The sequence below is a fragment of the Kibdelosporangium banguiense genome (assembly GCF_017876405.1).
Lineage (GTDB): Bacteria > Actinomycetota > Actinomycetes > Mycobacteriales > Pseudonocardiaceae > Kibdelosporangium > Kibdelosporangium banguiense.
In genome coordinates, this window is record NZ_JAGINW010000001.1 from 10,080,783 (window position 1) to 10,105,135 (window position 24,353).

14 protein-coding genes and 2 pseudogenes are annotated in these 24,353 nt (G+C 67.1%); 6 read left to right on the forward strand and 10 right to left on the reverse strand.

Translation table 11 applies throughout. The features are described from left to right. Positions 1-6 precede the first annotated feature (6 nt). Positions 7-3,705 (reverse strand): nSTAND1 domain-containing NTPase, encoded by a 3,699-nt coding sequence (locus JOF56_RS45460; protein ID WP_209645731.1) that lies wholly within the window; start codon positions 3,703-3,705, stop codon positions 7-9. Positions 3,706-3,892: 187 nt separating this feature from the next. Between JOF56_RS45460 and JOF56_RS45465 the strand changes: the two genes are divergently transcribed. Beyond that, complete coding sequence (locus JOF56_RS45465) at positions 3,893-5,857, forward strand: ATP-binding protein (RefSeq protein WP_209645732.1); 1,965 nt, start codon at positions 3,893-3,895, stop codon at positions 5,855-5,857. Here the strand turns inward: JOF56_RS45465 and JOF56_RS45470 are convergent. Continuing rightward, entirely contained in the window at positions 5,829-6,083 is a 255-nt protein-coding gene (locus JOF56_RS45470) for a hypothetical protein (protein ID WP_209645733.1), read from the reverse strand. The two genes, JOF56_RS45465 and JOF56_RS45470, sit on opposite strands and share 29 nt — an antisense overlap. Before the next feature lie 112 nt (positions 6,084-6,195). Here JOF56_RS45470 and JOF56_RS45475 point away from each other — a divergent pair, with 112 nt between their 5' ends. From JOF56_RS45475 to JOF56_RS45495, 5 genes are all read left to right on the forward strand, one after another. Beyond that, the gene (locus tag JOF56_RS45475) at positions 6,196-6,465 is read left to right on the forward strand and encodes a hypothetical protein (RefSeq protein WP_209645734.1); all 270 of its coding nucleotides are present in this window, start codon (positions 6,196-6,198) and stop codon (positions 6,463-6,465) included. Between the two features lie 9 nt (positions 6,466-6,474). Beyond that, positions 6,475-6,921, forward strand: coding sequence for a helix-turn-helix domain-containing protein (locus JOF56_RS45480; RefSeq protein ID WP_209645735.1), 447 nt, complete (start codon positions 6,475-6,477; stop codon positions 6,919-6,921). 134 nt (positions 6,922-7,055) lie between these two features. Further along, positions 7,056-11,342, forward strand: a complete 4,287-nt coding sequence (locus JOF56_RS60440; protein WP_209645736.1) for a caspase, EACC1-associated type — start codon at positions 7,056-7,058, stop codon at positions 11,340-11,342. A gap of 18 nt (positions 11,343-11,360) precedes the next feature. Further along, the gene (locus tag JOF56_RS45490) at positions 11,361-11,795 is read left to right on the forward strand and encodes an effector-associated constant component EACC1 (RefSeq protein WP_209645737.1); all 435 of its coding nucleotides are present in this window, start codon (positions 11,361-11,363) and stop codon (positions 11,793-11,795) included. Positions 11,796-11,812: 17 nt separating this feature from the next. Beyond that, entirely contained in the window at positions 11,813-12,457 is a 645-nt protein-coding gene (locus tag JOF56_RS45495) for an IS3 family transposase (protein ID WP_245381309.1), read from the forward strand. Between the two features lies 1 nt (position 12,458). Here the strand turns inward: JOF56_RS45495 and JOF56_RS45500 are convergent. From JOF56_RS45500 to JOF56_RS45535, 8 genes and pseudogenes are all read right to left on the reverse strand, one after another. Further along, positions 12,459-12,596 (reverse strand): annotated as a pseudogene (locus JOF56_RS45500) (GntR family transcriptional regulator); the annotation flags it as partial. A gap of 114 nt (positions 12,597-12,710) precedes the next feature. Beyond that, positions 12,711-13,955 carry a glycoside hydrolase family 27 protein gene (locus JOF56_RS45505; RefSeq protein ID WP_209648880.1) on the reverse strand — a complete coding sequence of 415 codons (1,245 nt, stop codon included), beginning with the start codon at positions 13,953-13,955 and terminating at the stop codon, positions 12,711-12,713. A gap of 22 nt (positions 13,956-13,977) precedes the next feature. Then, entirely contained in the window at positions 13,978-15,375 is a 1,398-nt protein-coding gene (locus JOF56_RS45510; RefSeq protein ID WP_209645738.1) for a glycoside hydrolase family 30 protein, read from the reverse strand. A gap of 45 nt (positions 15,376-15,420) precedes the next feature. Continuing rightward, complete coding sequence (locus JOF56_RS45515; protein WP_209645739.1) at positions 15,421-17,838, reverse strand: glycoside hydrolase family 95 protein; 2,418 nt, start codon at positions 17,836-17,838, stop codon at positions 15,421-15,423. 32 nt (positions 17,839-17,870) lie between these two features. After that, positions 17,871-18,605 (reverse strand): annotated as a pseudogene (locus tag JOF56_RS45520) (ThuA domain-containing protein); the annotation flags it as partial. A gap of 10 nt (positions 18,606-18,615) precedes the next feature. After that, complete coding sequence (locus JOF56_RS45525) at positions 18,616-21,045, reverse strand: PQQ-dependent sugar dehydrogenase (protein WP_209645741.1); 2,430 nt, start codon at positions 21,043-21,045, stop codon at positions 18,616-18,618. Positions 21,046-21,055: 10 nt separating this feature from the next. Next, positions 21,056-21,982, reverse strand: a complete 927-nt coding sequence (locus tag JOF56_RS45530) for a CE1 family esterase (protein ID WP_209645742.1) — start codon at positions 21,980-21,982, stop codon at positions 21,056-21,058. 87 nt (positions 21,983-22,069) lie between these two features. Next, positions 22,070-24,049, reverse strand: a complete 1,980-nt coding sequence (locus JOF56_RS45535) for an alpha-L-fucosidase (RefSeq protein WP_209645743.1) — start codon at positions 24,047-24,049, stop codon at positions 22,070-22,072. Between the last annotated feature and the right edge of the window lie 304 nt (positions 24,050-24,353).

The window sequence follows — 24,353 nt, forward strand, 5'->3', positions numbered from 1 at the left end:
GGGGTTCTAGCGGCCGAGAAAGATCCTGCGTTCGTCGGCGGTCAGGCCGCGGGTGACGTGGTGGTCGACGTCGGCGAGAACCTTGTCGATCGGGCCGCAGGCCGGGCAGCGCCAGACACGTACTGTGCCGTCACCGTGGGCCGTCAGGTAGCGGCCGTCGGTCGTTGTGGTCGCGCTTTCCACCGAGGCGCGGAACTCGCGGAACACCAGGGACTCGCCGGGGCGATCAAGGGCCCAGCGGCGTGCGGTGCTGTCGTTGCCGCTGGTGATCAGGTACCGGCCGTCCTGGGTGAACGTCACACTCCACACCAGTCCCTGGTGTCCGGTTAGGACAGACGGGTCACCGGTCCCGGTCACACGCCACACCCGGGTCGTGCCGTCGTTGCCGGCGCTGGCGACCCGGGTGCTGTCCGGGCTGAACGCCAACTGCCATACCGGGCCGAGATGGCCTCGTAACACCACGGGCTCGCCGCGCCCGGCGAGGTCCCAGACCACGATGACGCCGCTGAGGGTGGACGCGGCCATCCGTCCCCCGTCCGGACTCCACGCCACGTACAGGAATCCGCCCTCCTTGGCCCGCAGTTCCGTCGGCCCGCCGGTGCCGGTCACGTTCCAGATGTTGATGACGTCCTTGCCGTTCGCAACCGCGATTCGCCGGCTGTCCGGGCTGAACGTGGCCTGTGGCGCGGGATCGCCCAGGCTCGGCAGCACCATTGGGTCCGTTCGTCCGTCCACTTGCCATACTCGCACCACGCTGTCCTTGGCGACGCCGGCCACCCTTGTGCCGTCCGGGCTCCACGTGATGTCCGTCATCGGGCCGCCGCCGGACAGCACCATCGGGTCCGTTCGCCCGGACGAGTCCCAGACACGGAGCGTGCCGTCCTCCTTGCCGGCGCTGGCAACCCGCGTGCCGTCCGGGCTGAACGCCGCGCAGCAGACCGGACCCGTGTGGCCGTCCATCACCACGTCTTCGGTTTCCTCGAGGTCCCACACTCGGGCCGTGCCGTCGTCGCTGGCGCTGACCAGCGACTTCCCATCCCGGCTGAACGTCGCGGCCCAGACCGTGCCGCGGTGCCCGCGCAGCACGGTGGAGAATGCGCGGTTCCTGATGCTCCACACGCGGATCGTGCCGTCGTCGCCGGTGCTCGCCAGCCACCTGCCGTCGGGGCTGAACGCGATCCCCTCTGCTGTTCCTTCGTGAGTACCGAGCACAACCGGATCTTCGTGGCCTCGCACGTCCCACAGCCGCGCTGTGCCATCCGTGCTCGCCGTCGCCACGTGCCGCCCGTCCGGGCTGAACTGGACCATCTCCACCGAGTTCCGGTGTCCCGTTAACACGATCGGGGGTCCGGCGCCGTCCATGGACCAGATCCGGACCGTGCCGTCGCCGCCGCTGCTGGCCAGGCTCCGGCCGTCCGGGCTGAACGCGACCCCGAGGACTCTTCCGTTGTGTCCTTTCAGGACGTCCGGCTCGCCGCTGCCGTCGGCCCGCCACACCCGGATTGTGCCGTCCTGACCGGCGCTCGCGACCCGCTGACCGTCCTGGCTGAACGACACGGCCCACACGGCGTCCTGATGCCCGCGCAGCAGCACCGCCGTACCGCTTCTCACATCCCACACCGACACCATGCCGTCGACCCCAGCGGCCGCGATCCGCGATCCGTCCCAGCTGAACACCGGGGACCACGCCTCGCCCTGGTGCCCGCGCAGCACGACCGGCGGCTTCGACGACACATGTCCGTCCGTCCATTCCCACACGCGAAGCGCGCCGTCCGCGCCACTTGTGACCAGCTGCCGGCCGTCCTCGGCGAACGCGACGCCGGTGATCTTGCCCTGATGGCCGGTGAGGCTGGCCCGGACGCGCGAGTCGACGGCGGCCTGGCGCAGCGCCGCCTCGGTCTCCGCGCCAGGACGAATCCGGTACGCCTCCCGTGTCAGCAAAAGCCCGAGCTCAGGGTCCCGCTGTCCCTGTGCCCGCGCGTCGGCGATCAGCTGACGGCTGTAGGCGAGTTCTCGTTCCTCGGCGTTCCTGCCGGCGAGCATCATGGCGAGTACCGCGAGCACGGTCACCACGGCCGTCGCCGTGACGGAGAAGCCGAAGGCCACGCGCGTGCGTCGCCTACGGCCCCGGCGTTCGCGGTCGGCGGCGGAAAAACTCAGGGACAGGAACTCTCGTTCGGCGTCGTTGAACCGTTCCAGGGAATCGTCCTGCCACGCGGTGAGCCGTGCCCCTCGGTAGAGCAGACCGTCGTCGCGGTCGTGGCGTTCCCAGTCGGCGACGGTCTCGGTGAGCCTGCGGTGCGCCGACAGTGCCTCGCGGTCCTCGGCGAGCCAGGCACGCAACCGGGGCCAGGAACGGATCAGCGCCTCGTGCGCTACCTCCACGGTGTCACTGCCCAGCGTCACGAGGCGCTCCTCGGCCAACCTGGCCAGGACCTTCGCCATGGACTCCGCGCCGACGCGGTCGAGCAGCTCGCTGCGCGCGACCCGTCGCCTCGTGTCCTCGGTGCCCTCGCCGAACGCGGTCAGGCGCAGGAAGACGTCCCGGGCGAGAAGTTGTTCATCCGGGTCGAACTCGTCGAACACCCGGTCCGCCGTCCGTGCGATCGCGCCCCGCACCCCGCCTGCCTGCCGGTAGGCGGCGAGCGTCATCCGGTCGCCGGAGCGCCGCTTCCACGTCTCCACCAACGCGTGCGACATCAGCGGGAGCGCACCCGGTTCGTCCGCGGTGTCGGCGACTACGGCTTCGACGAGCGCGTTCTCCACGGTCAGCCCGGCGCGGACGGCCGGTTCACGCACCACGGACCGCAGGTCGTCGGCGTCCATCGGACCGACGAGCACCTGCCGGTCACGCAACGCCGTCACCAGCGCCGGATACTGCGCGCACCGCGCGTAGAAGTCCGCCCGCACCCCCAGCACGACCCGCGCCTGGCCGTCCTCACCGGCGGCCGCCAGCAGGCATTCGACGAAACGGCGCCGCTCGTCCTCCTCCCGGCACAGCGTGAAGATCTCCTCGAACTGGTCGACGACGATGGTCAGCCGCACCGTCTCCGCGCGCTTGGTGAGCACCTGCCGGAGCAACACGTGGATGCCGTCGGGGTCGGTGACCTTCGATGCCGGGGAGACGCCGCCGAGGTCGGCGAGATAGACGGCGAGCTGTTCGAGCGGGCGACTGCCGGGTGTCAGCAGGACGGTGGGCCAGTCGTCGCTTCCCTGGATGTCCCCTCGCCAGACCGCGGGCAGCAGGCCCGCACGCAGCAGCGACGACTTCCCGCTGCCGGACGTGCCGAAGACCGCGAGAAAAGGAGACTCAGCGAGCCGCGCGCACACGTCCTCGAGCAGGGCTCGCCTGCCGAAGAACCGGTCCGCGTCCTCGGGCTGAAAGGATGCGAGCCCCAGATAGGGCGCCTTCTCCGGGTCGTCGCCGTCATTGTTCGGCATCAGGTCGAGGCACGCGTTCTCCCAGAGCTCCCGCCAGATGTCCGGGTCGCCGCCGCATGCCTTGACGTAGGCGAGCGTGACGCGAAGCGACGGAAACAGCTGCCCGCCGGCAGCCTCGGACAGCGCTGTCACCGAATAGCGCGCACGCTTGGCCAGCTCCCGATAACTGGGTGCGCCCGCGGACTCCCGCAACTGCCGCAACTCCGACGCGAAACGCTGCAGAACTCCCTGGTCCGGGTCAAGCGGACGCTCGCGTCTTCCCAATCGGGCCACCCCCGCCGGGAAAGATCGCGAGCGTCCGGCTGGTCGTTACACAGCAAGGAGCTCGCACGTCAGGGCACGCGGCGACCAGCGGATTTCCTTTTGTCCAGTACCCGAGGGAGCTGCTGGACACGCGCCACGCTTGCTATACCGGAGGACGCGTCCCACCCGTACAGATGGCGAGGCTCAGATGGTCTCGGACAACTCCCTGTGGCTCCAGGTTCTCGGTCCGCTGCGACTCCGGCGCGACGGTGTCGAAGTCCACCCCGGCCCACGCCAGCAGGCCTATCTGCTCGCCCTGCTCCTGGCCCGCGCCGGCCAGCCGGTCAGTGCGGGCGAACTGATCGACCTGATCTGGGACGACGACGCCCCCGCCAGTGCGGTCAATGTCGTCCACAAGTACGTAGGTGCCCTGCGCCGAATCTTCGAGCCCACGCTCCCAGCTCGCGAAGCCGGTTCCTACCTGCACAGACATGGCAACGGCTACCGGCTCACCATCGCGCACGGCATGCTCGACCTGATCGACTTCCGCGAACACGTCGAGACCGCCAGGACCCACCTCGCCCATGACGACAACGAGGGCGCTCTCGACCACTACACCAAAGCCCTGGGACTGTGGCACGGTCCAGCGGGCCACGGGCTCACCTACGGATCAGCGGCGATGATCATCTTCACCGCCCTCGACGGAGAGTTCTTCGACGCGTGCACTGCCGCTGCCGACCTCGCGATCTCCCTGGGCCAACCGCATCGAGTGCTGCCGCCTCTCCGGCTGGCCACGTCGATGGCACCCCTGCACGAGTCGGTCCAGGCAAGCCTCATCACCACGCTGGCCGCCGCCGGGCAGCAGGCAGAAGCACTCGCGGCCTTCCGCACGGTCCGCGCGCGACTTGCCGAGGATCTCGGCATCGATCCTGGCCCTGTTCTGCATGCCGCGCACCAGCGGGTGCTGCGCCCGACCCTGGCCCCGGTGGCCGGGGTGCCCGAGACACCGCCGATCGGCGGTCTGGTCGGCCGAGTCGAGGAACTCGCGGTGTTTCACCAGGCGGTGGCGAGTGTTACCGGGCTTGTCATCGTCGAGGGCGAGCCCGGGGTGGGAAAGACCCGTCTGCTGGAGGAGGCCGCCGCCGAGGCGGATCGACGCGGCGCGCTCGTCGGGTGGGGTCGCTGCCTCGACGGCGACGACACGCCGTCGATGTGGCCGTGGGTACAGGCGATCGGCGCGGTCCTCGACAACCTGCCCACCGCGCGGGAGAAGTGGCTCGGCGGAGAGCTCAGCCGCCTCATCGATCCGCGGGAGAACGGTCCTGCGCTGCCGGACAACGCCACCCGGTTCCGGCTGTTCGAGCGGGTCGTCACTGTCATCGGCGAGGCATCGGCCCAGCGGCCGGTACTTCTCGTCATCGACGACCTGCAGTGGGCCGACTTCGCGTCACTGCGTCTGTTCGGTCATCTGGCAGCCCGGATGCCCCATGGCACCGTTCTTGTCGGCGCGCTCCGCAATCGCGCGCCCGCCCTCAGCACCGAGCTGTCGGGGATGCTCGCCACGGCTAGCCGGGTGCCCAGTCATCGCCGTATCCGGCTCGGTCCGCTCGACGCGGCCGAGGCGGCCGAGCTCGTGCGTCACGAGATCGGCAGGGAGCCCAGCCCGGACGCTGCCCGCATCATCCACGCCCGCACAGCCGGCAATCCGTTCTTCGTCAGGGAACTGTCCCGGCTGCTCACGGGTGTGCTCACCGAAGACACCGCACGGACCGGTGTGCCGTCCACCGTGCACGACATCGTCCGGGACCGCATGGCGGGCCTCGGCCACGATTCCCGGAATCTCCTCCAGATCGCCGCGTTCATCGGCCGTGAGGTCGACCTCGACCTGCTTGCCCGCGCGGCTGACCTCGACATCGAGACCTGCCTGGACCGCATCGAGGCCCTGGACGCACTCGGCCTGCTCGAACCCACTCCGGACGACCCGTTCTCGTTTCGTTTCGCGCATGACCTGGTCCGCGAAGCGGTCTCCGAAACCACACCGCCACCCCGGGCGACCCGGCTGCACATGCGGATCGCGGATGCCCTCGAGCACACCGGCTCGACTGCTGAGCGCCTCGCCTACCACCTGTGGGCCGCGGGGCCGCTCACCGACCCGGCGCGTCGGTCCAGGTGAGTCCGAACACCTCGGTGTCCGCCAGCGCAGCGCCCTTCGCGCAGGTTTCGGTGAAGCGGGCATCGCCCAGCGCGTCGACAGCGGCCGCGCGGGCGGTCGACAGCTCTTCCGCGTCGTCGGGATCAGGCACCAGCCCGATCGCGGCAAACGCACTGTCGGCGAACCCGACCATCCGCGCGGCAAGCAGGTGATCGCCCTGTGCCGACGCCAGCGGCGACGCGGCCACCCCAGGTACGGCACGAACGAACGGTAGCCTTCCCGGAACGCCCGTTCGCGGCCTTCCGCGAACAGCTCGCGGGCGCGGGCATGAGCCGGGGCGGGTTGCGATCGATCTGGCGGTGATGCTGGGCAAGGGCGGCCAGACGATCAGCGATCTGGCCGCGTTACCGGATCAGCCGGCCCTGTTCGGCGCGGTGGCCTCGACGGCCATCGCGTGGCGGGTGCTGGACAGCATCGATACCATTGTGCTGCAACGGCTTCGGGCGGCGCGGGCGGTCGCTCGGGAGCGGGCAGACTACAGCGAGCAGAGGCGACGGGCCGACCTGTGGCGTGTCCTGGTCGAAAATGCGGCAATCCGGTTTGACCTGGGCGATCGCGGCATCCGATGATCGGCGGTCGTGTCTGTTCGCATGGTCTACCGGCTCTTCGGTCGGGTGCTGTACTGGCTTGCCCTGTTCGCTCGACCGTCAGCGTCAAAGGACGCCGAGATCGTCGCGTTGCGCCACCAGCTCGCTGTGCTGCAACGCAACAACCCGAAGCCTCGTCTCTCCTGGTCAGCTCGCGCGGTCCTCGCCGCGCTTGCCCGAATGCTTCCCAAGGTCCTACGCGCCCACCGGATAGTCACACCGGGAACATTGGTGCGCTGGCACCGCAGGCTGATCGCCGCGCGCTGGCGACAATCAAAGCCACCGGGCCGGCCGCCGATCAGCGATGAAGCTGGTGACTTTCATACTGCGCCTGGCGAGGGAGAACCAGACCTGGGGGTGGTGCGTATCCAGGGCGAGCTGCGTCGCCTCGGCCATCGGGTCCCTCGCGTTGCGCAAGGCGATTCAGGACCTGCCTAGCCCTTGACGACGCCCATGGTGACCTATGCTGAGCGTGATCGGCGTGCGACGGCTCACACAGGCGAGCAGGGGGATGACCGGTGGAGTCCGGATCTGGCGGGTTATTGGCCTCGGCCGGAACTCGGGTGTTGGTCGTGGGCACCGGCGGCCACGAGCAAGGGTCGATGTTGCCTGGCGTCCCCTCGATCGCGCCGACCGTCGCAGCGCTTGGGCAGACGTTCGTCGACTACTGCGGCCTGGCCCCCGGCAACCTCACCACGGTGCTGGATCCCGGTACGCCGAACGAGCTGGGCGAGGCCCTCATGGCCGCGGCGACGCGCGCGACGGACACACTGGTGTTGTATTTCGTGTGCCACGGCGTCATCGGCAACGGCGGCCGCCTCTACCTGGCCACGCTCGCCACCACCGACATCGGCCATGGTCTGCTGCGCTATCAGGCGTTCCCGTACGAGGACCTGCGGGAGGTGGTGGAACAAACCACGGCACGCTCGACTGTCGTTGTCCTTGACTGTTGTTTCGCCGGACGTGCCCACGGTGTCACCGGGAACGTGATGGACTCGTTGTCCGCGACTGCGCAGGAGAAAGGCTTCTACCTGCTGGCCGCAGCCGGACGGGACGAGCACGCGTGGGCGCCGGAGAACGAGCGGCACACCGCGTTCAGCGGTGAGGTCATCCGGCTGCTGCGCAACGGCGACCCCGGCGGTCCCGATGTGTTCACTCTGGACCAGGTGTACCAAGCGCTGTCGGCGAAGCTGGCAGACAAAGGTTTTCCGCGACCACGCCGGCAAGCGGCCGACCACACCGACATGAGGCCGTTCGCGCGTAACGCAGCCGCACGGCCGCCAAAGCCCGAACCCGACCGTGGCGACGAAGGCAGCCCGTATCGCGGACTGGCGTACTTCCGTCCCGAGGACGCCGGCTACTTCTTCGGGCGCGACCGGCTGATCGACGATCTGGTCGCTCGGATCGGCGAGCGCCAGCCGCTGCTGGTGACCGGATCGTCGGGGGTGGGCAAGTCATCCTTGTTGCGTGCGGGCCTTGTCCCTGCGGTCGGGCGGATGACCGTGGCGCCCAGATGGGAATGGCAGGTGCTCACGCCCGGGTCGGATCCGTTCTGGGAACTGGCGATCCGGCTGTCCGCGTCAGCAGGCGTGTCCACCGGCGTGCTCCGCGAGCGCCTGCAAGCCAAGCCGGGGGCGCTCGCCGACGTGCTCGTGGCCCGCAACCGGACCGGCACGCGGATGCTCCTGGTGGTCGACCAGTTCGAGGAGCTGTTCACCAGCTGTGAGGACGAGTCGGTTCGCCGCCGCTTCATCGAGGAGTTGAGCGCGGCCGGCAGCCCCGGCCCGGACGGGCGGGAGCCCGCGGCGACAGTGGTCATCTGCCTGCGGGCCGGGTTCTTCGGCATCTGCGCGAGCTACCCCGAGCTGGTGCCGGCACTGCAGCGCCCGGTGGTGGTCACCCCGCTGGACGACGCCGAGATACGCGAAGTGATCGAAAAGCCGGCGGACCGAGCCAAACTGGTAGTGGAACCGCAGCTGGTCGACCGGCTGCTCGAGGACGTCGGTGGGACCGGCGCAGCGGCCCGCACGCTGCCGCTGCTGTCCCACGCGTTGCTGAGCACATGGCAGGTCCGCGAAGGAAACCGCCTGACCCTGCGGGGATATCTGACCACCGGCGGTATCGAGCAGGCGCTGGCCAAGACCGCGGACTCGGTGATCGACGAACTCGATCCGGACAGCCGGGACATCGCCAGGCGCCTGCTGCTGCAGCTGGTGCAGGTCGGTGTCGGGACCGCCGACAGCAGACGCAAGCTTCCATCATCGAAGATCGGTGCGGAGCCGGGTGTCCGCAAAGTGCTGGACAAGCTGGTGCGGGCGCGGCTGGTCAGCGTGGACGAGGACTTCGTGCAGATCACGCACGACGCGCTGCTGCGTGCGTGGCCGAGGCTGCGCGACTGGATCGCCGACAGCCGGGCGGACCTGCTGGTCCACCGGCAGCTCAGCGAAGCCGCGGCCACCTGGGAGGACGAGAACCGCGATCCGGCTTCGCTGTTGTCCCGCAACCGGTTGGCCGCGGTGGACAGCCAGCTGCGGGAGGACTCCGGGGAATCGCTCGGGCAGCGTGAGCGTGAGTTTCTCAACGCCAGCCGTCGCCAGGTCCGGAAAGCCAGGCGGCTGCGTAAAATCGGTGTCGCCGTGCTGGCCGTTCTGCTTGTGATGTCATCGCTGGCCGCCGTTTACGCCATCTGGCAGGAGCGGATCGCCGACCGCCAGCGTGACGTGGCTGAAGCCAGTCTCAATCGTGCTCACTCCCTCGCCACCGCCCGTACGGCTGCCGACATGCGCGGCGTCGACCCCGCCGTGGCCATGCAGCTCGGCGTTGCCGCGTTCCGTACTCACAACACGCCCGAAGCACGCAGCGCGGTCCTCAGCTCGGTGACACTCCCGTTGCCTGTGGCGCTCATGGGGCACACAGGCGGTGTGGTCGCGGCAGCGTTCCGGGGCGACGGCGCGGTCGTCGCCACCGGCGCCGAGGACAACACTGTGCGGTTGTGGGACATCCGCGCCGATCCTCGCCATCCCGTTCAACTGGCCAAACTGGAGAGACATACCGGCCCGGTCTACGAGGCCGTCTTTGACCGCGGCGGGCAGTTGCTCGCGACGGCATCCGGTGACCGTACGGTGAAGCTGTGGGATGTCAGCGATCCACGACGTCCAGTTGAACTGTCCACATTGGCCGAACATACGAACTCCGTACGTGGTTTGGCCATCGCGCCCGACGGCAGAACGATCGCCACCGCGTCGGCGGACCGGATGATCCGCCTCTGGGCCATCAACGACCCTGGCAAACCGGCACTGCTGGCGAGGATCCCAGGTCATCAGGACGTCGTGCGAAGCGTGTCGTTCCTGCGGGACGGCCTGCTGGCGAGTGCGTCCGAGGACCGTACGGCCAAAATATGGGACATCACAAATCCCAGTCAGCCCAAGGGCGTGGCCACTCTGCCTGGCCACACGGACACCGTTCGAGTAGTGCCGTTCGCGCCGGGCCGTAACCTTCTGGCCACCGCGTCCAATGACCGAACGGTGAAACTCTGGGACATCGCTGGCAAACCTGTGGAGCTGGCGACCCTCACCGGTCACACGGACGCCATCCGCGGCGCCGCGTTCAGTCCGGACGGGCGCACGCTGGCCACCGGCTCAGCCGACACGATGGTGAAGTTGTGGGACGTAAGCGATCCGGCTCATCCGATTCCCACCGCGACCCTCTCCGGCCACACCAACGCGGTCAACTGGGTGACGTTCAGCCCGGACGGCCGAACACTGGCAACGACATCCGCGGATCAGAGCGGAAAGCTCTGGAACGTCAGCGATCCCCGTCATCCGGCCAGCATGCTGCCACCACTCGGCGGCCACACTGGCACTGTTCGCGCGACCGTGTTCAGCCCGGACGGTAAGACGTTGGCCACCGCGTCGGAGGACCGTACGGCGAGGCTGTGGGACATCTCCAACCCCGGTGCGCCCACCGCGCTCGCGACGCTTCCCGGGCACAAGAACACAGTCAACGCGTTGGCGTTCAAACGGGATGGTCAACTGCTGGCCACGGCGTCCGATGACGGCACCGCGAAGTTATGGGATGTCGGCTCTCAACCCGTGGAGCTGGCAACCCTTGGCGAACACACCGACACCGTGAAAAGCGTGGCGTTCAGCCCGGACGGCTCGATACTGGCGACGGTTTCGGGCGACCAGACCGCGCGGCTCTGGGACGTCACACATCCTCGGCAGCCAGTACCACTGGACGTCCTTAGGGGACACACCAGTTACGTGTTCGGGGTGGCGTTCAGCCCGGACGGCCAGACACTCGCGACCGTGTCGGAGGACCGGACGTTGCGGTTGTGGGATGTCGTCGACCCGCGCCAGGCCCGGCAGATCGCGGTCAAGGACGATCATGGGAGCACGACGCGAGGTGTCGCGTTCAGTCCGGATGGCTTGACGCTCGCCACCGCGTCCGACGATCGGACGGCCAGGCTTTGGGACGTCAGCGATCCACGGCGACCCGTCGTGATGTCGGTACTGAGCAGTCATGTCGGTCAGGTCTTCGGCGTCGCGTTCGGTGACGGCGGGCGCACTGTCGTCACCACCTCCGAGGACAAGACGGCCAAGGTATGGGACGTCAGCGACCGCGCCAAACCAGTTCTGGTGGCAACCCTTGTCGGTCATACCAATGTGGTCTACGGGGTGTCGTTCGCCCCGGGCTCGTCTACCATCGCCACCGCTTCATGGGACTCGACCGTCCAGCTCTGGAATACCGAAGCGCAGGCCGTGGCCGACCTGGTGTGCTCGACGTTGAACACCAGGATCACCGAAGACCAATGGCGTCAGGTTCTGCCTGACGTACCGTTCCAGTCCCCCTGTCCCTGACGAACGAGGCCACATTCCATGCAGCAGCAAGTCGCCCTGTCGATTCTCGTCAAGACCACGTCCAGTCCGGACGACGATCTGCGTGACCTGCGAGACTGGCTGATCGGCGAGGACGAGTTCCGCGGCCGGATCGAGCTGCGCCAGGCCCCGCCGCCATCCGGCGCCATGGGCACGATCACCGACGTACTGCAGGTCGGTCTCGGTCCAGGCGGCGCACTGGCGGCGCTGACCAGCGCCGTCATCGTCTGGCTCCGGCACCGCTCAGGCAAGATCACCATCAAGGTGACCAAGGACGGCGAGTCCGTCGAACTGGCCGCCGACCATGTCCGCCATCTCGATCCGCAAGCCATTCAGGCACTGGCCGCACAGGTAGCCGGCACCCTGGCCGACCCGCCGCTGGCCGAATTGCCCGCGGCGGAACGTACCTCTGACGAGCCAGAGCCCCCGCGATAGCGCAACTGGTAGGCGTCTTGGTCGCGACGGCTTCGAGGGCAACGGAAGTCGCCGACGAACCCGGTGGGGTGCTCGACGCTGAACTGCTGGTGCTCCGGCACGAGAACGCCGTCCTCCGCTGCCAGATCACCAGTCAGGTCCGGTACGAACCGGCGGATCGTTTCTGGTTCGCCGCACTGTCCTCACTGCTCCCCCGACGCCGCTGGCGTGAGATCTTCCCTGTCCAACCCGCAACAATCCTGGCCTGGCACCGCAGGTTCATCACCGCGAAATGGGACTACAGCGCACGCCGACGCCCTGCCGGGCGGCCGCCCACCCACGCCACGATCAAGAAGCTCATCCTCCGCCTGGCTCACGACAACCCGCGCTGGGGTCACCGGAGAATCCAAGGCGAACTGGCACGACTCGGTCACCCGATCGCCGCATCCACCATATGGAAGATCCTCCGCACGGCAGGGATCGATCCCGCTCCACGCCGAACTGGCCCCACGTGGACACAGTTCCTGGCCAGCCAAGCCCGCGGCATCACCGCCGCAGACTTCTTCCACATCGACACCGCACTCGGCAAGCGTCTCTACGCGCTGATATTCCTCGAACACGGCACACGTAGGTGCCGTCGCCACGACGCACGTCGAGCACGCCGGCTACCGCCAGCGCCTTGACAGCCTCCCGCACCGGGCTGCGCGACATGCCGAGCTCCGCGGTCAGCTCGTGTTCGGGCGGCAGTTTCGCACCAGCCGGGAAACGCCCGGACCGGACCAGCTCACGGATCCGCGAGATGGCCTCGTCGGTCAATGACATCTTGGCTGAACTCCTCGACGGTCGGACCGGTACCGGGCCCTTCAGTCCACATCGTAGTGAAATGAAGTGTTGGCGGTCGCTCCAACGCCGCCAACACCCCACCTCCCCTCCTGGTCAGGAACGGGCGACCCGGTAGACAACCGTGCCGTGTGACGGGACGCTGGCCGAGATGGCACTTGAGGTCGTGCTTGTCTGACCGGTCCACGCGTCCCGCAGAGTGAACGAATTCCCGGACAGCCCGATCGCGACGGCTGTCGTGCTGACGGTGGTGGTGCCGCTTCCCTGGTTGAACAGGGCGACCGCCACATCGCCGTTGGCCAGCCGCTTGGCCAGCACCCGGCGGGTACCGTCGTTGCTGACCTGGGTGGCCTGCAGACCGAGACTGTCCTGGTTGATCGCGATGAGGTTCTGGTTCTTCAGGATCGTCGTGGTCGCCGGGTTCATGCTCCGCAGGTCGTTGCCCGCGATCAGCGGCGAGGCCATGATCGCCCAGAGCGCGAAGTGGCTGCGCATCTCGGTGTCGGTCATGCCGCCACGGCCGACCTCCATCATGTCCTGATCGTTGAAGCTTCCCGGCCGCGCGTACGAGGCCAGCGGCACCGTGACGTTCACGATGTTCTGGATGCCCATCGGGTAGCCGTTGGTCTGCCCGGTGTTCCACCTGTTGGTGATGTCCTCGGTGGTACGCCACATGTTCGCCACGTCACCCCAGTTGCGCCGCGGCCCGGTCTTGTCGTGGATGCTGTTGGGATTGATGCTGAACACGATCTGCCTGCCACTGGCGGCAAGCGCGTCACGCATCCTGGCGAACGTACGCACCTGCTCGTCGATCGTGCCCGTGGGCGAACACCAGTCGTACTTCAGATAGTCCACGCCCCACGCGGCGAACTGGCGGGCGTCCTGCACCTCGTGCCCGCGGCTGCCGGTCGCACCCGGATAGGCGTTGAAGTACTGAGCGCAGGTCTTGTCCAGCGGTGCCTGATAGATACCGAACTTGAGCCCCTTGCTGTGGATGTAGTCGCCGAGCGCCTTCATGCCACTGGGGAACCGGCTCGGGTTGCCCTGCAGGTTGCCGGCCGAGTCACGGTTGGGGTTGAACCAGCAGTCGTCGACCACGACATACTTGTAACCCGCATCGCGCATGCCGGAGTTGACCATCGCGTCGGCCGTCTGCCTGATCAAGGTCTCGCTGATGTTGCAGCCGAACGTGTTCCACGTGTTCCAGCCCATCGGCGGCGTGCGCGCCACACCGTTTTCCAGTGCCTGCGCGGAATTTGCCGACGATACAGCCGACATTCCAGTCAGCAGCAACAGCCCGGACACGACGGTCGCCAGCCGGCGGCGGGCCAGGCAGGTCATAGTCACTGTGGTCTCCCTTCTGCTATCCACTGGTGATCCGGTAGGTCACCAGCGACCGCGCCGGAACGGTCGCCGAGAACGCGCCACCGTTGATCCCCGCTGCCGGCTGCTGGGCCATGTTGTTGGAGTTGTTGGTCAGGTACGGGGTGGCAGTCCCGGTTGTCACACCACTGTTGCGCAAGGTGTACGACATGGGCGTGGCGCTGGTACCGGTGTTGAGCGCGACCACCACCAGGGAACCGTCACTGTTGCGGAACGCCGACAGCCGCAGGTTGCCATCCCCTGACATCGCACCGATGCGGGTGGCGCCGGGACGGATGTAGCGGCTGTACCCGGCCATGGCCCACAGCCGCTTGGACACCGTGTAGCTGCTGCCGTTTCCCTGGATGAACGCCCGGGTGTTGTTGAGCGACACCGCGTACCAGTAGACGTACCCGTTGACGTTCCCGCCGGTGAGGGCGGTATGGATGGAGTTGGCGACTGTGAACCCGTCATAGCCGCCACGGTCGTCCCAGTTGGTGTTCCAGGAGCTGGAACTGCTGCCCGGCGACCATTCCGACATCCAGGTGGGCCGCCCGCCCACGGACAACGGCGAGGTCGGCGCACTGCTGTAGTGATGTCCGGTGTGGAGAGAAACCCACCGGTTGGCTTCCTGGTCCGCGAGGATCGCCGAGGCGTAGGAGCGTTGGTCGTTCCAGCCCACGGGGTCGCAACAGGCGAGTTTGAGCCCGGCCGCGCCCGCGATCGGCCCGACTGTCCTGGCGAACTCCGCGGCCTGCGCCGGGGTGAACCGCATCGAGGAATAGTCGGTGGTGTAGTTGGGTTCGTTGGTGAACCCCAGATCGGTGATCTTGATGCCTTCCTGGGCGTAGAACTTCGTATACTGCACCAGGTAGTTGGCGTACGCCCGGCGCCAGTCGCCGCTGCCGCACGAGGCGCCCTGCAGGCCGCACAACGAGCCGCCGTTGGCTTCGTTGCCGTTGGTCTTCATGTAGCCGGGCGCGCTCCATGCGTTGGCATAGAAGCGATTGACGCCATAGGACTGTGCTTTCTTCGACAGCCATACCTGGCCGTCGTCGTCGCCATTCCAGACATAGCGGGGTGTGGCGTTCGGGCCGCCCGGGTTGGTCGGCTGGATGGAACTGCCGCTTGAGCTGATCCCGAGCCGCACGATGCTCAGCCCGGCACCGGTGGTGCGGTTGAAGAGCAGATCGAGCACCTGTTGCTGATTGGCCGCGGACATGGCGCGGATGACGTTGGTCCGCCCGAACGCCTGGGAGAACCCGAATCCGTCGATCGGCTGGTACACCACAGCGCCGTCGATGGTCGCCGCGGCCGCGGCGTGCGCTGGAGGCTGGTTCAGCAAAACGCACGCCAGTGACATCGTCACGGCGAGGCAACGTTTGGAGTTACGAAGCATGGTGAAACCTCATCAGTGCGGAGTCATCGCTCCACCGTCGTGCGCTCATCGGGCGGTCGCGCGATAGGTGTGGCCGGCCTGGACGGGGAACTCGATCAGGTCGGTCTCGGGTTTTGCCGGCTGGATCACGGTGCTGCTTGTCTCGTCACGTATCTCGTAGGTGCCGGTGAACATCCGGCTACGGACCCTTGCCGTGCCGCTGCGGTCCGCGGTGAGGGACAGCTCGGTGATCCGGCTGGTGCTCCACGCGGCGCCGACTGTGTATCCGCCGCGTCCACGCAATCCTGTGACGCGCCCGGTCGGCCAGGCCGCCGGCAACGCGGGCAGCAGGTGCAGTTCGTTGTTGTGGCTGTGCAGCAGCATTTCGGCGATACCGGAGGTCGCGCCGAAGTTGCCGTCGATCTGGAACGGCGGGTGCAGGTCGAACACGTTGGGCGCGAGCCTGGCAGGGGTCACGAGGTCACGGATCAGTTTGTGGGCCCGGGCGCCCTCTTCCATCCGGGCCCAGTAGTTGATCTTCCAGGCGAGTGACCAGCCGGTTCCGGCGTCCCCGCGCAGCTCCAGGGTCCGGCGGGCGGCCGAGAACAACTGCGGCGTACCACGTTTGGTGATCTGGTTGCTGGGATGCAGACCGTACAGGTGCGAGATGTGCCGGTGCCCCGGCTCGGTCTCCACCCAGTCGTAAAGCCATTCCTGGATGTTCCCGCGCGAGCCGACCTTCATCGGGGCCAGCCGGTTGCGGGCCGCCACCACCTGCCCGCGGAAGTCGGCGTCCACGCCCAGTACCTCGCTGGCACGAGCGCACCCGTCGAACAGGTCCCGCAGGATCTGCATGTCCATTGTGGGCCCCGCACACACGCTCACGTTCGCGTGATGAGCCAGCTCCGGCGAGTTCGACGGGTTGGTCACCAACGACTTCAGCGTCGGTTCCTCCACCAGCGTGTCGAGGAAGAACTGGGCGGCACCCTTCATCGCGGGATAGTTGGACCGCAGGAACCCCACGTCACCGGTGAACCGGTACTGGTCCCAGATCAACGTGGACAACCATGCACCGCCGGTCTGCCACATGCCCCACAGCGCCCCGTCGACGACCGAGGAGCCTCGCCATCCGTCGGTGTTGTGGTGGGTGACCCAGCCTCGGGCGCCGTACTGCACCTGTGCCGTACGAGTACCGGTGACCGTGAGGTCGTTGATCATCTTGAAGACCGGCTCTTGGCACTCGGCGAGGTTCGTCGTGTTGACGGGCCAGTAGTTCATCGGCAGGTTGGCGTTGATCGTGTACTTCGAGTCCCACGGCGGGGCCATCTGCTCGTTCCAGATGCCCTGCAGGTTGGCCGGTTGGGTACCGGGCCGGGAGGAGGAGATCAGCAGGTACCGGCCGTACTGGAACAGCAGGGCCGAGAACTGCGGGTCGTTGACCGAGTTGTGCTGGGAGATCCGGACGTCCGTCGGCTGGTCGGCCGCTGAGGTCCGTCCCAGGTCGACAGTCGTGCGGCCGAACAGCCTTTGGTAGTCGGCTACGTGCCGGGCGAGAAGAGTGTCGTACGGCGTGCCCTGAGCGGAGCTGAGGCGGCCCCTCGCGATGCCCTGGTAGTCGCCGTTGACGTTGCGGTAGTCGACGTAACTGGTGCCGACCGAGATCAGCAGCGTCACACTGTTCGCATTGGACACTCGAAGTGTTCCGCCGGAGCTGGTGGTGGTCCCGCCTGTGGCGATCGCCTTGGCCAGCGCGAGGAACCGCACTGTTCCGGCAATGCCCCGCTGATCGCCGGACCGGCCGTCCACCGCGATCGTGGAACTGTCCGGACTGGACGCCGTCACCCGTTGCGGAGACGTGAAAGACGCCGAGAACGAGATCGAATTCGGGGTCTCCGCGGTCAGGCGCATGGCGATCACCTGGTCGGGAGCGCTCGCGATCACCTCACGCCGGTACCGCACATTGTTCGCCACATAGGTGACCACCGTTGTGGCTGTGGTCAGATCCAGCCACCGCTGGTAACCGGATATCCCACTCGCACCGGGCAAGGTGATCCTGAGGTCGCCCACGGGCTGATAGGCCAGCTGACCGCCCGGACTGCCGAGCATCGTCTGGTTGATCAGATCCTGGGCCTGCGACCATTGGTTTGCGAACACCCGCCGCCGGATCTCCGCCAGATTGGCCGCACCTCGTGGATTGCTGTAGTCATGCGGACCGCCGGCCCATACTGTGTCCTCGTTGAGCTGCAACCGCTCCGTGTCGGTGTTGCCGAACACCATCGCGCCGAGGCGGCCATTGCCGATCGGCAGAGCACGAAGCCAGTCCGAACCGGCCGACCTGTCATACCACAGCGCCAGGTCGTTGACCGCACGTACCTCCGGAGGCGCGAGCGACCCGGCACGGGCAGCCTCCGTCCACTGAAACGGCAACAGCACGGCACCCGCGGCACCGGCCTTCAACGCTTGCCGTCGCGTCAGATCCGACATCTGGGTCCTCCACTCACGAGTCAGACGGCGCGGGCGGCCACCCGGATACCGCCAAGGAGCATGCGGGTGAACAAAGCGTCTGAATAGGACTGAATGGTGTGGCCGAGGCCGGTGTACCAGGCCCGCCCGGCACCCACCGCACGCCACCAGGTGATCGGGTGGTCCGCGCCCATCGTGCCACCGCGGTAGGTCGACTCGTCCAGCCGCGTCAACACGTTCACCCGGCCTCGCGGGTTCGTACGATAGTTGTACCACTCGTCGAAACGACTCCAGACTGCCGGCAGATGCGCGGTCGAGTCGTTGGTGCGGTTCTCGACGATGACCGACGCCTGTTGCTGCGCGGGATGCGACGCGAAGTACGCACCGACAAGATCGCCGTACCAGGGCCAGTTGTACTCGGTGTCGGCAGCGGCGTGCACGCCGACATACCCACCGCCACCGTTCACATAGGACTCGAATGCCACCTGTTGGGCGGCGTTGAGCACGTCGCCGGTGGTCGAGAGCCACACGACCGCCTGGTACTGGGCCAGGTTCTGTGTGGTGAAGCGGCCGGCGTCCTCGGTCGCGTCGACGGTGAAACCGTTGCGCGTACCGAGCTGCCGGATCGCGGCGATCCCGGCGGGGATGGAGTCGTGCCGGAATCCCGCGGTCTTGGAGAACACCAGAACCCTGGTCACGGGCGCGGCAATGGCCACGGCTGGGAACAGGGCAAGCCCACTGGCGGTGATGCCGGACAACACCGACCGGCGGGTGATCTCGTGTGCCATGACGGACCTTTCAGCCGGAGATGGTGAACGCGTCCAGGTCGAACAGGTAGCCCGTCCCGCTGACCCTCCTGAACACGAGGAACAGCTGGGTCGTGCCGGCCGGCGCGGCGGACAGCGATGTCGAGACGGTGGTGAAGGTGTCCCAGCTTCCGGTGTTCGGCACCGTCACCGAGCCGAGCAGCGTGCCGGTGGCCGAGCCTGCACGGACCTCGAGGGTGCCGCCGGCACCGCCGGAGGAAGCCCTGGCGGAGATGCTCCCGCCCGCGCTGGGCAGTGTGTAGGGCGTAAAGGAGATCCAGTCGCCGTTGTCGGTGTAACCGACCGTCGTCCCACCCTCGGCACCGGCGTGCTGCGCGGTCTGGATGCCCTGCTGCGCCGAGAAATGCTCGCCCTGCCGATGGCGAGGCTGGAGTGTACGGAGGCTGTGGGTGGTCAGCCCGCCGTTGTCGGTGTACTCGGCGTCGAGCACACCGTAGATGTTGGCGGCCGGGTCATGCTCACCATCGGCCGGTGTGGCGATCGTGCCGGAGCAACCGTTGACCGACGTCAGTTCGTGGTTGTGGCTGTCGTGGCCGAGCAGGTAGCGGACCTTGACGCGGCCGCAGTCGATGCTCACGTCCTCCGGATCGGACACCGCGACCTGGAAGTTCACCCGGTCACCGAAGGAGAACAAGGTTCCGTTGGCCGGTGTGGACAGTGTGACCGAGGGTGCGGTGTTGCCGACTGAGATCTGCACGTTCGCCGTGCCGGTGAGCCCTTGCGGGTCCCGCACGGTCAGCGTGACCGTGTAGTTTCCGTTGGAGTTGTAGGTCTTCGTGGGGTTCGCTGCGGTGGACGAGGTGCCGTCGCCGAAGTTCCACTGATAGGTCAGCGCACCACCCTCAGGGTCGGAACTGCCCGCCGAGGAGAACGTCACGGTCAGCGGCGCCGGTCCGGACGTCCTGTTCGCCGCGGCTTTCGCGATCGGATTACGGTTCTGCCTGCCGATGTGCTCGATCCGCCACAACGCCTGGTTGTTCGAGCCCGTACCGTAGTCCAGCACGTACAGTGCCCCGTCCGGGCCGAACGCCATGTCCATGACCTGGGTCCCGGTCCAGGGGAACGCCCCGATGTCACCGACCCCGCCACTGGAGGTGACTTCGATCGCCTTGATCCAGCGGCGGCCGTACTCACCGGCGAAGAACCGGCCGTCCAGCGACTGAGGGAACTTGACCGAGGAGCTCAGGTTGGGATCGAACCGGTAGACGGGACCGCCCATCGGCGACTCCGAACCGGTGCCGAACTCCGGCGGGGTTCCGTTGTCACCCGCGTACTTGATCCACGCCGGCTTCACCGGTGGAAGCTTCTGCAAACCGGTGTTGCGGAAGGAATTGTTGACCGGCCCGCCCGCGCAGTCGAATTTCGCCCCCGACGGGCCTGACGGGAACTGGAAGTCGGTGTAGGTCTCGGCCTGGGTGTTCGTGCCGGTGCAGTACGGCCAGCCGTAGTTGCCCGCGCTGGTGATCCGGTTGAACTCCACCTGGCCGCTCGGCCCGCGGCCGGCGTTCGTGGTGCCCGCGTCCGGGCCGTAGTCGCCGAGATAGACCACGCCGGTCGCCTTGTCCACGCTCATCCGGAACGGGTTACGCAATCCCATCGCGTAGATCTCCGGCCGCGTCTGCGCGGTGCCGGCCGGGAACAGGTTCCCTGCAGGAATCGTGTACGTCCCATCCGGCTGCGGCTTGATCCGCAACAGCTTGCCCCGCAGGTCATTGGTATTGCCGGCGGTACGTTGCGCGTCGTACTGCGGATTGCGGTTCGTGCGCTCGTCGATCGGCGTGTAGCCACTGGACTGGAACGGGTTGGAGTCGTCACCTGTGGTCAGATAGAGGTTTCCGGCCGCGTCGAAGTCGATGTCGCCGCCCACGTGGCAACACAGGCCTCGGTCGTTGGCCACCCGCAACACGATCCGCTCGCTGGCCATGTCCAGGGTATTGCCAGTGGTGAGCGTGAACCGGGACAGCCGCAGCTCGCCCTTCCAGCGGTCCCATTCCGCCTGCGAGCCCTCCGACGGTGCGTCACCGCCTGGAGTGGACAGCCGGGCGGAGTAGTACAGCCAGATGTACCGGTTCGTGGCGAAACCAGGGTCGGCCGCGACGCCCTGCAAGCCTTCTTCATCGTGTGAGTAGACGTTCAGCTTTCCTGCGGTGGCGGTGTTCCCGGCCGCGTCGGTGATCCGGACTGTGCCGTCGCGCGCCGTGTGCACCACCGAACGGTTCGGCAACACCGCGAGCGACATCGCCTCACCGAGCTCACCGCCGCCGGACGCAAGCTGCACCTGCTGGTAGTCAGCGGGCGGAATGACCGATCCCGCCTGGGCGGCCGCCGGTGCGATCGCGAGAGCACCGATCGCCACCGCCAGCACGAAGAGACATCTGCGAACTCGGACATGATTGTTCATCGTGGTTCTCCTAGAACTGGGTGAAGAACCGCCATGTCTCGCCCGGCAGCCAGGTGCACTGGCCCTTGATGTTCGCGGGGGCATCCCGGTTCGCGCCGTCACACGGACTCGCGTCGTGGCCTCCGTCGTACGCGGCCCAGACAACTGGATAGCCGGCCCGGCATCCGGAATAGGTGGTGATGATGTGGGTCCGGCTGTCACGTGCGGGTTCTCGCGGGTTCTGCGCTGCGCAACCGTTGTTGCGAACGAACTGGTCTCGCAGTGACCGGCCGGCCGAGATACCCAGTACTCCGTCGCTGACGCCGTGTGCGGCGAAGTACGCGATGGGTTGTGTGCCGCCGCTGCATCCGCTTATCTGTGCGCCGGAGTAGGCCGCGACCGCGCGGAAGACGTTCGGCCGGGCACACGCGAGCGCGTAGCTCATGCCACCGCCCCAACTGAAGCCAACAGCGAAGCGCTTGGTTGTTTCGACGCAGAGGTCGTTCTCGATCCGGTTGATCACGTTGTCGACGAAGGTCACGTCCTCACCACCGGCATTGCCCCAGCCGTTACCCAGGCCCTGAGGCGCCACGAAGATGGTGCTGTTACCGGACAGCCGCAACAGGCCGTAGTACTGCCAGTACTGCGGGTTCACCGTCCGGCCGGTGGCCACGTCGGTGGCCGTACCGCCCCGCCAATGGAACCCGAAGACCAGGCGATACGGCGTGCGGTTGTTGTAGTTGTCGGGGACCTTCAGGATGAAACTGCGGTTCTTCCCACTGCTCTGGATCGTGTACGTCCCGTTCCCCAGCGTCGGGGCCTTGCCGCACCCTGCCGACGCCGCGGTGATGCCCACATCCGTAGCCGACGTGGTCGCGCTGGCACTGTGTCCCGTGCCCACGGCGGCCACGAGAAGTGTCGCGACCGCGACAGATCGGCAGAAAGTTCGCCACCTCATGATTCGTAACTCCTCAGTTCTCTGGGCAGGCGCCCGCCACACCGGAACGCCACAGGCGCCGCGGGTAGATGGTTCCAATGGAGACGGTCAGACGGCCGTGATCGTCCACTGGAGGTTGGTGCTGGAGTTCACGCTCCATAGCTTCACAGTGGACCCGGCAGCAGTACCGCCGCCGCTGTCCAACGCCGTGCCCGTAGCCCGGTTGATGATTTGGTAGCGGCCGTTGCCAAGGCTGGCCAACCGCCATTGCTGATTGTTGCTCGCGTTCCACGGCGCCTGTGCCGCGTTGGCCCCGTCGGCGACATTGCCTCCACTGTCGGCGACCATGCCGTTGGTACGGTTGACAATGCGCACATAGCCGCCGCCCACGTCCACCAGCTGCCACTGCAAGTTGGTGCTTCCGTCGGCGGTCCACTGCTTCAGCACCGAGCCTGAAGGGACGCTGCCACCGCTGTCGAGGACCAGGCCGCTGGTGACATTGGCGATCCGTGTCCAGCCGGTGGGCAGCGGACCGGTACCCAGGCCGGGGATCTGGCCGTTGAAGGTGAGTTTCACGACATAGGCAGGTGCGTTGAACGGAGCCGCCGCCGAGGGCATCGTGATCCGCAGGCCCGAGCTGTTCTGGGTGCGATCGGGCAGGTTGATGTACGTGCCGGCGGTGGCTCCCAGCAGCTGGACCGAGGCCAGGCCGCTGAGATTGATCCGGTTCGAGTTCAGGGTCGTGATCGACAGCATGCTGCCCGGCCAGCCCATCACGGTCGCGTACAACACCGTGGCGGCTTTGTTGCGCGTGAACCGGATGTCCCGGTTGGTTCCGGCCCGCGGCGTGACGAACGAGCCGCCACCCATCTGGGTCGGGCCCTCACCGAAGGCCTCCCAGGCCCGTGTCGCGTAGACGGACTCGCCGAACCGCTTGAGATAGTCACCGATGCCCAGCAGGATCGTGCGCTGTCCACTGGGGATGGTGCCGTCCGCCATCGGGGCGATGTTCAGCAACATGTTGCCGTTCTTGCTGACCCGGTCGATCAACGAGTGCAGCATGGCGTTGAGCGAGTAGTAGCCGATACCGGCGGTGTAGCACCAGCTGGAGCTGGAGATGCTGTCGTCGGTCAGCCAGTAGGGGTACTGGATCCCCGCAGGGCCGCCGCGTTCGAAGTCGTAGACCGATCCCCGGTTGTTCAGCCCGTCCTTGTAGGTGGTCACCACGTCCTTGTTCCACGCGACCGCCCGGTTGAAGTAGTGCGCGAGGAACTCCAGCCGCTTCGGCTCGTCGATCCGGCCGAGGTTGAAGTCCTGCCAGACGATGTCGGGCTGATAGCCGTCGATGACCTCCCTGAGCTTGTCCAGCCACAACTGGTTCTGCGCGGCCGCGCCCAACTGGCCGTACAGCTTGCGCAGACTGGCAGTCGGCTGGGCCGGTACTCGGTCGTAGTAGCCGGTGTGGTTGTACGCGTGATGCAACGACACCACAAACTTCATGCCTCTGGCGCGGATCGCGTCCGCGTGCAACCGCACCAAGTCAAGCTGCGGGCCGGTGCGCACCGAGTTCCACTCGTTGACGGTGCTGTTCCACATCGAGTAGCCGTCGTGGTGCTCGGCGACCGGTCCGGCGAACTTGGCACCCGCGTCGGCGAACAGTTGTGCCCACTCGTTCGGGTCAAAGTTGCCGCCCGCCGACCGTAACCGCGGCGCGAACTGTACCCAGTTGCCCGCCCGGTCTCGTGCCCCGTTGATGAAGTTGTGGTACGGCCACGCGGACGGGTCCCCATACGTGGCAGCGTGATGGCGGTTCTCGTTGGAGCCGCTGACATACATGTTGCGCGGATACCACTCGTTGGCGAACGCGGGGACGCTGAACACTCCCCAGTGGAAGTAGATGCCGAACTTGGCGTCCTGGAACCATTCCGGCGCGGGTGGATGCTGGTCGACCGACGGCCAGGACGGCGTATAGCCACTCGGGCCTTCGGTGGCAAGCACGATGCCAGGCCGCAACAAGCCGGTGGCCGTGGCGGCCCCGGCGGCGACAAGCAGTCTGCGGCGGTTGAATCGAGACGTTGAAGAGGACATGGCAGGGAACCTCTCGTAACGACGAAGCGCGCAAAGTGAAGACGCTACGGACCGCTGTGCGCGAAACAGGCCGGATGCGGAGAGGAGAACCTCACACGGGCAGAGTGCTTGGCAGGCATGGGAACCCCATCGTCATTGACGGCGACAACCCAACAGTTCGGCAGCACGCGGAGAGCGACGTGAACTCCCCGGCACACCCGATCCCGATCGCGGGCGTCATGGCCGTCAGGCACACAATACGTCCCGCCATCCAACAAGTCATCATATGTCTATCAGGCTTCCTGTCAACCCTCGCTTCGACGCT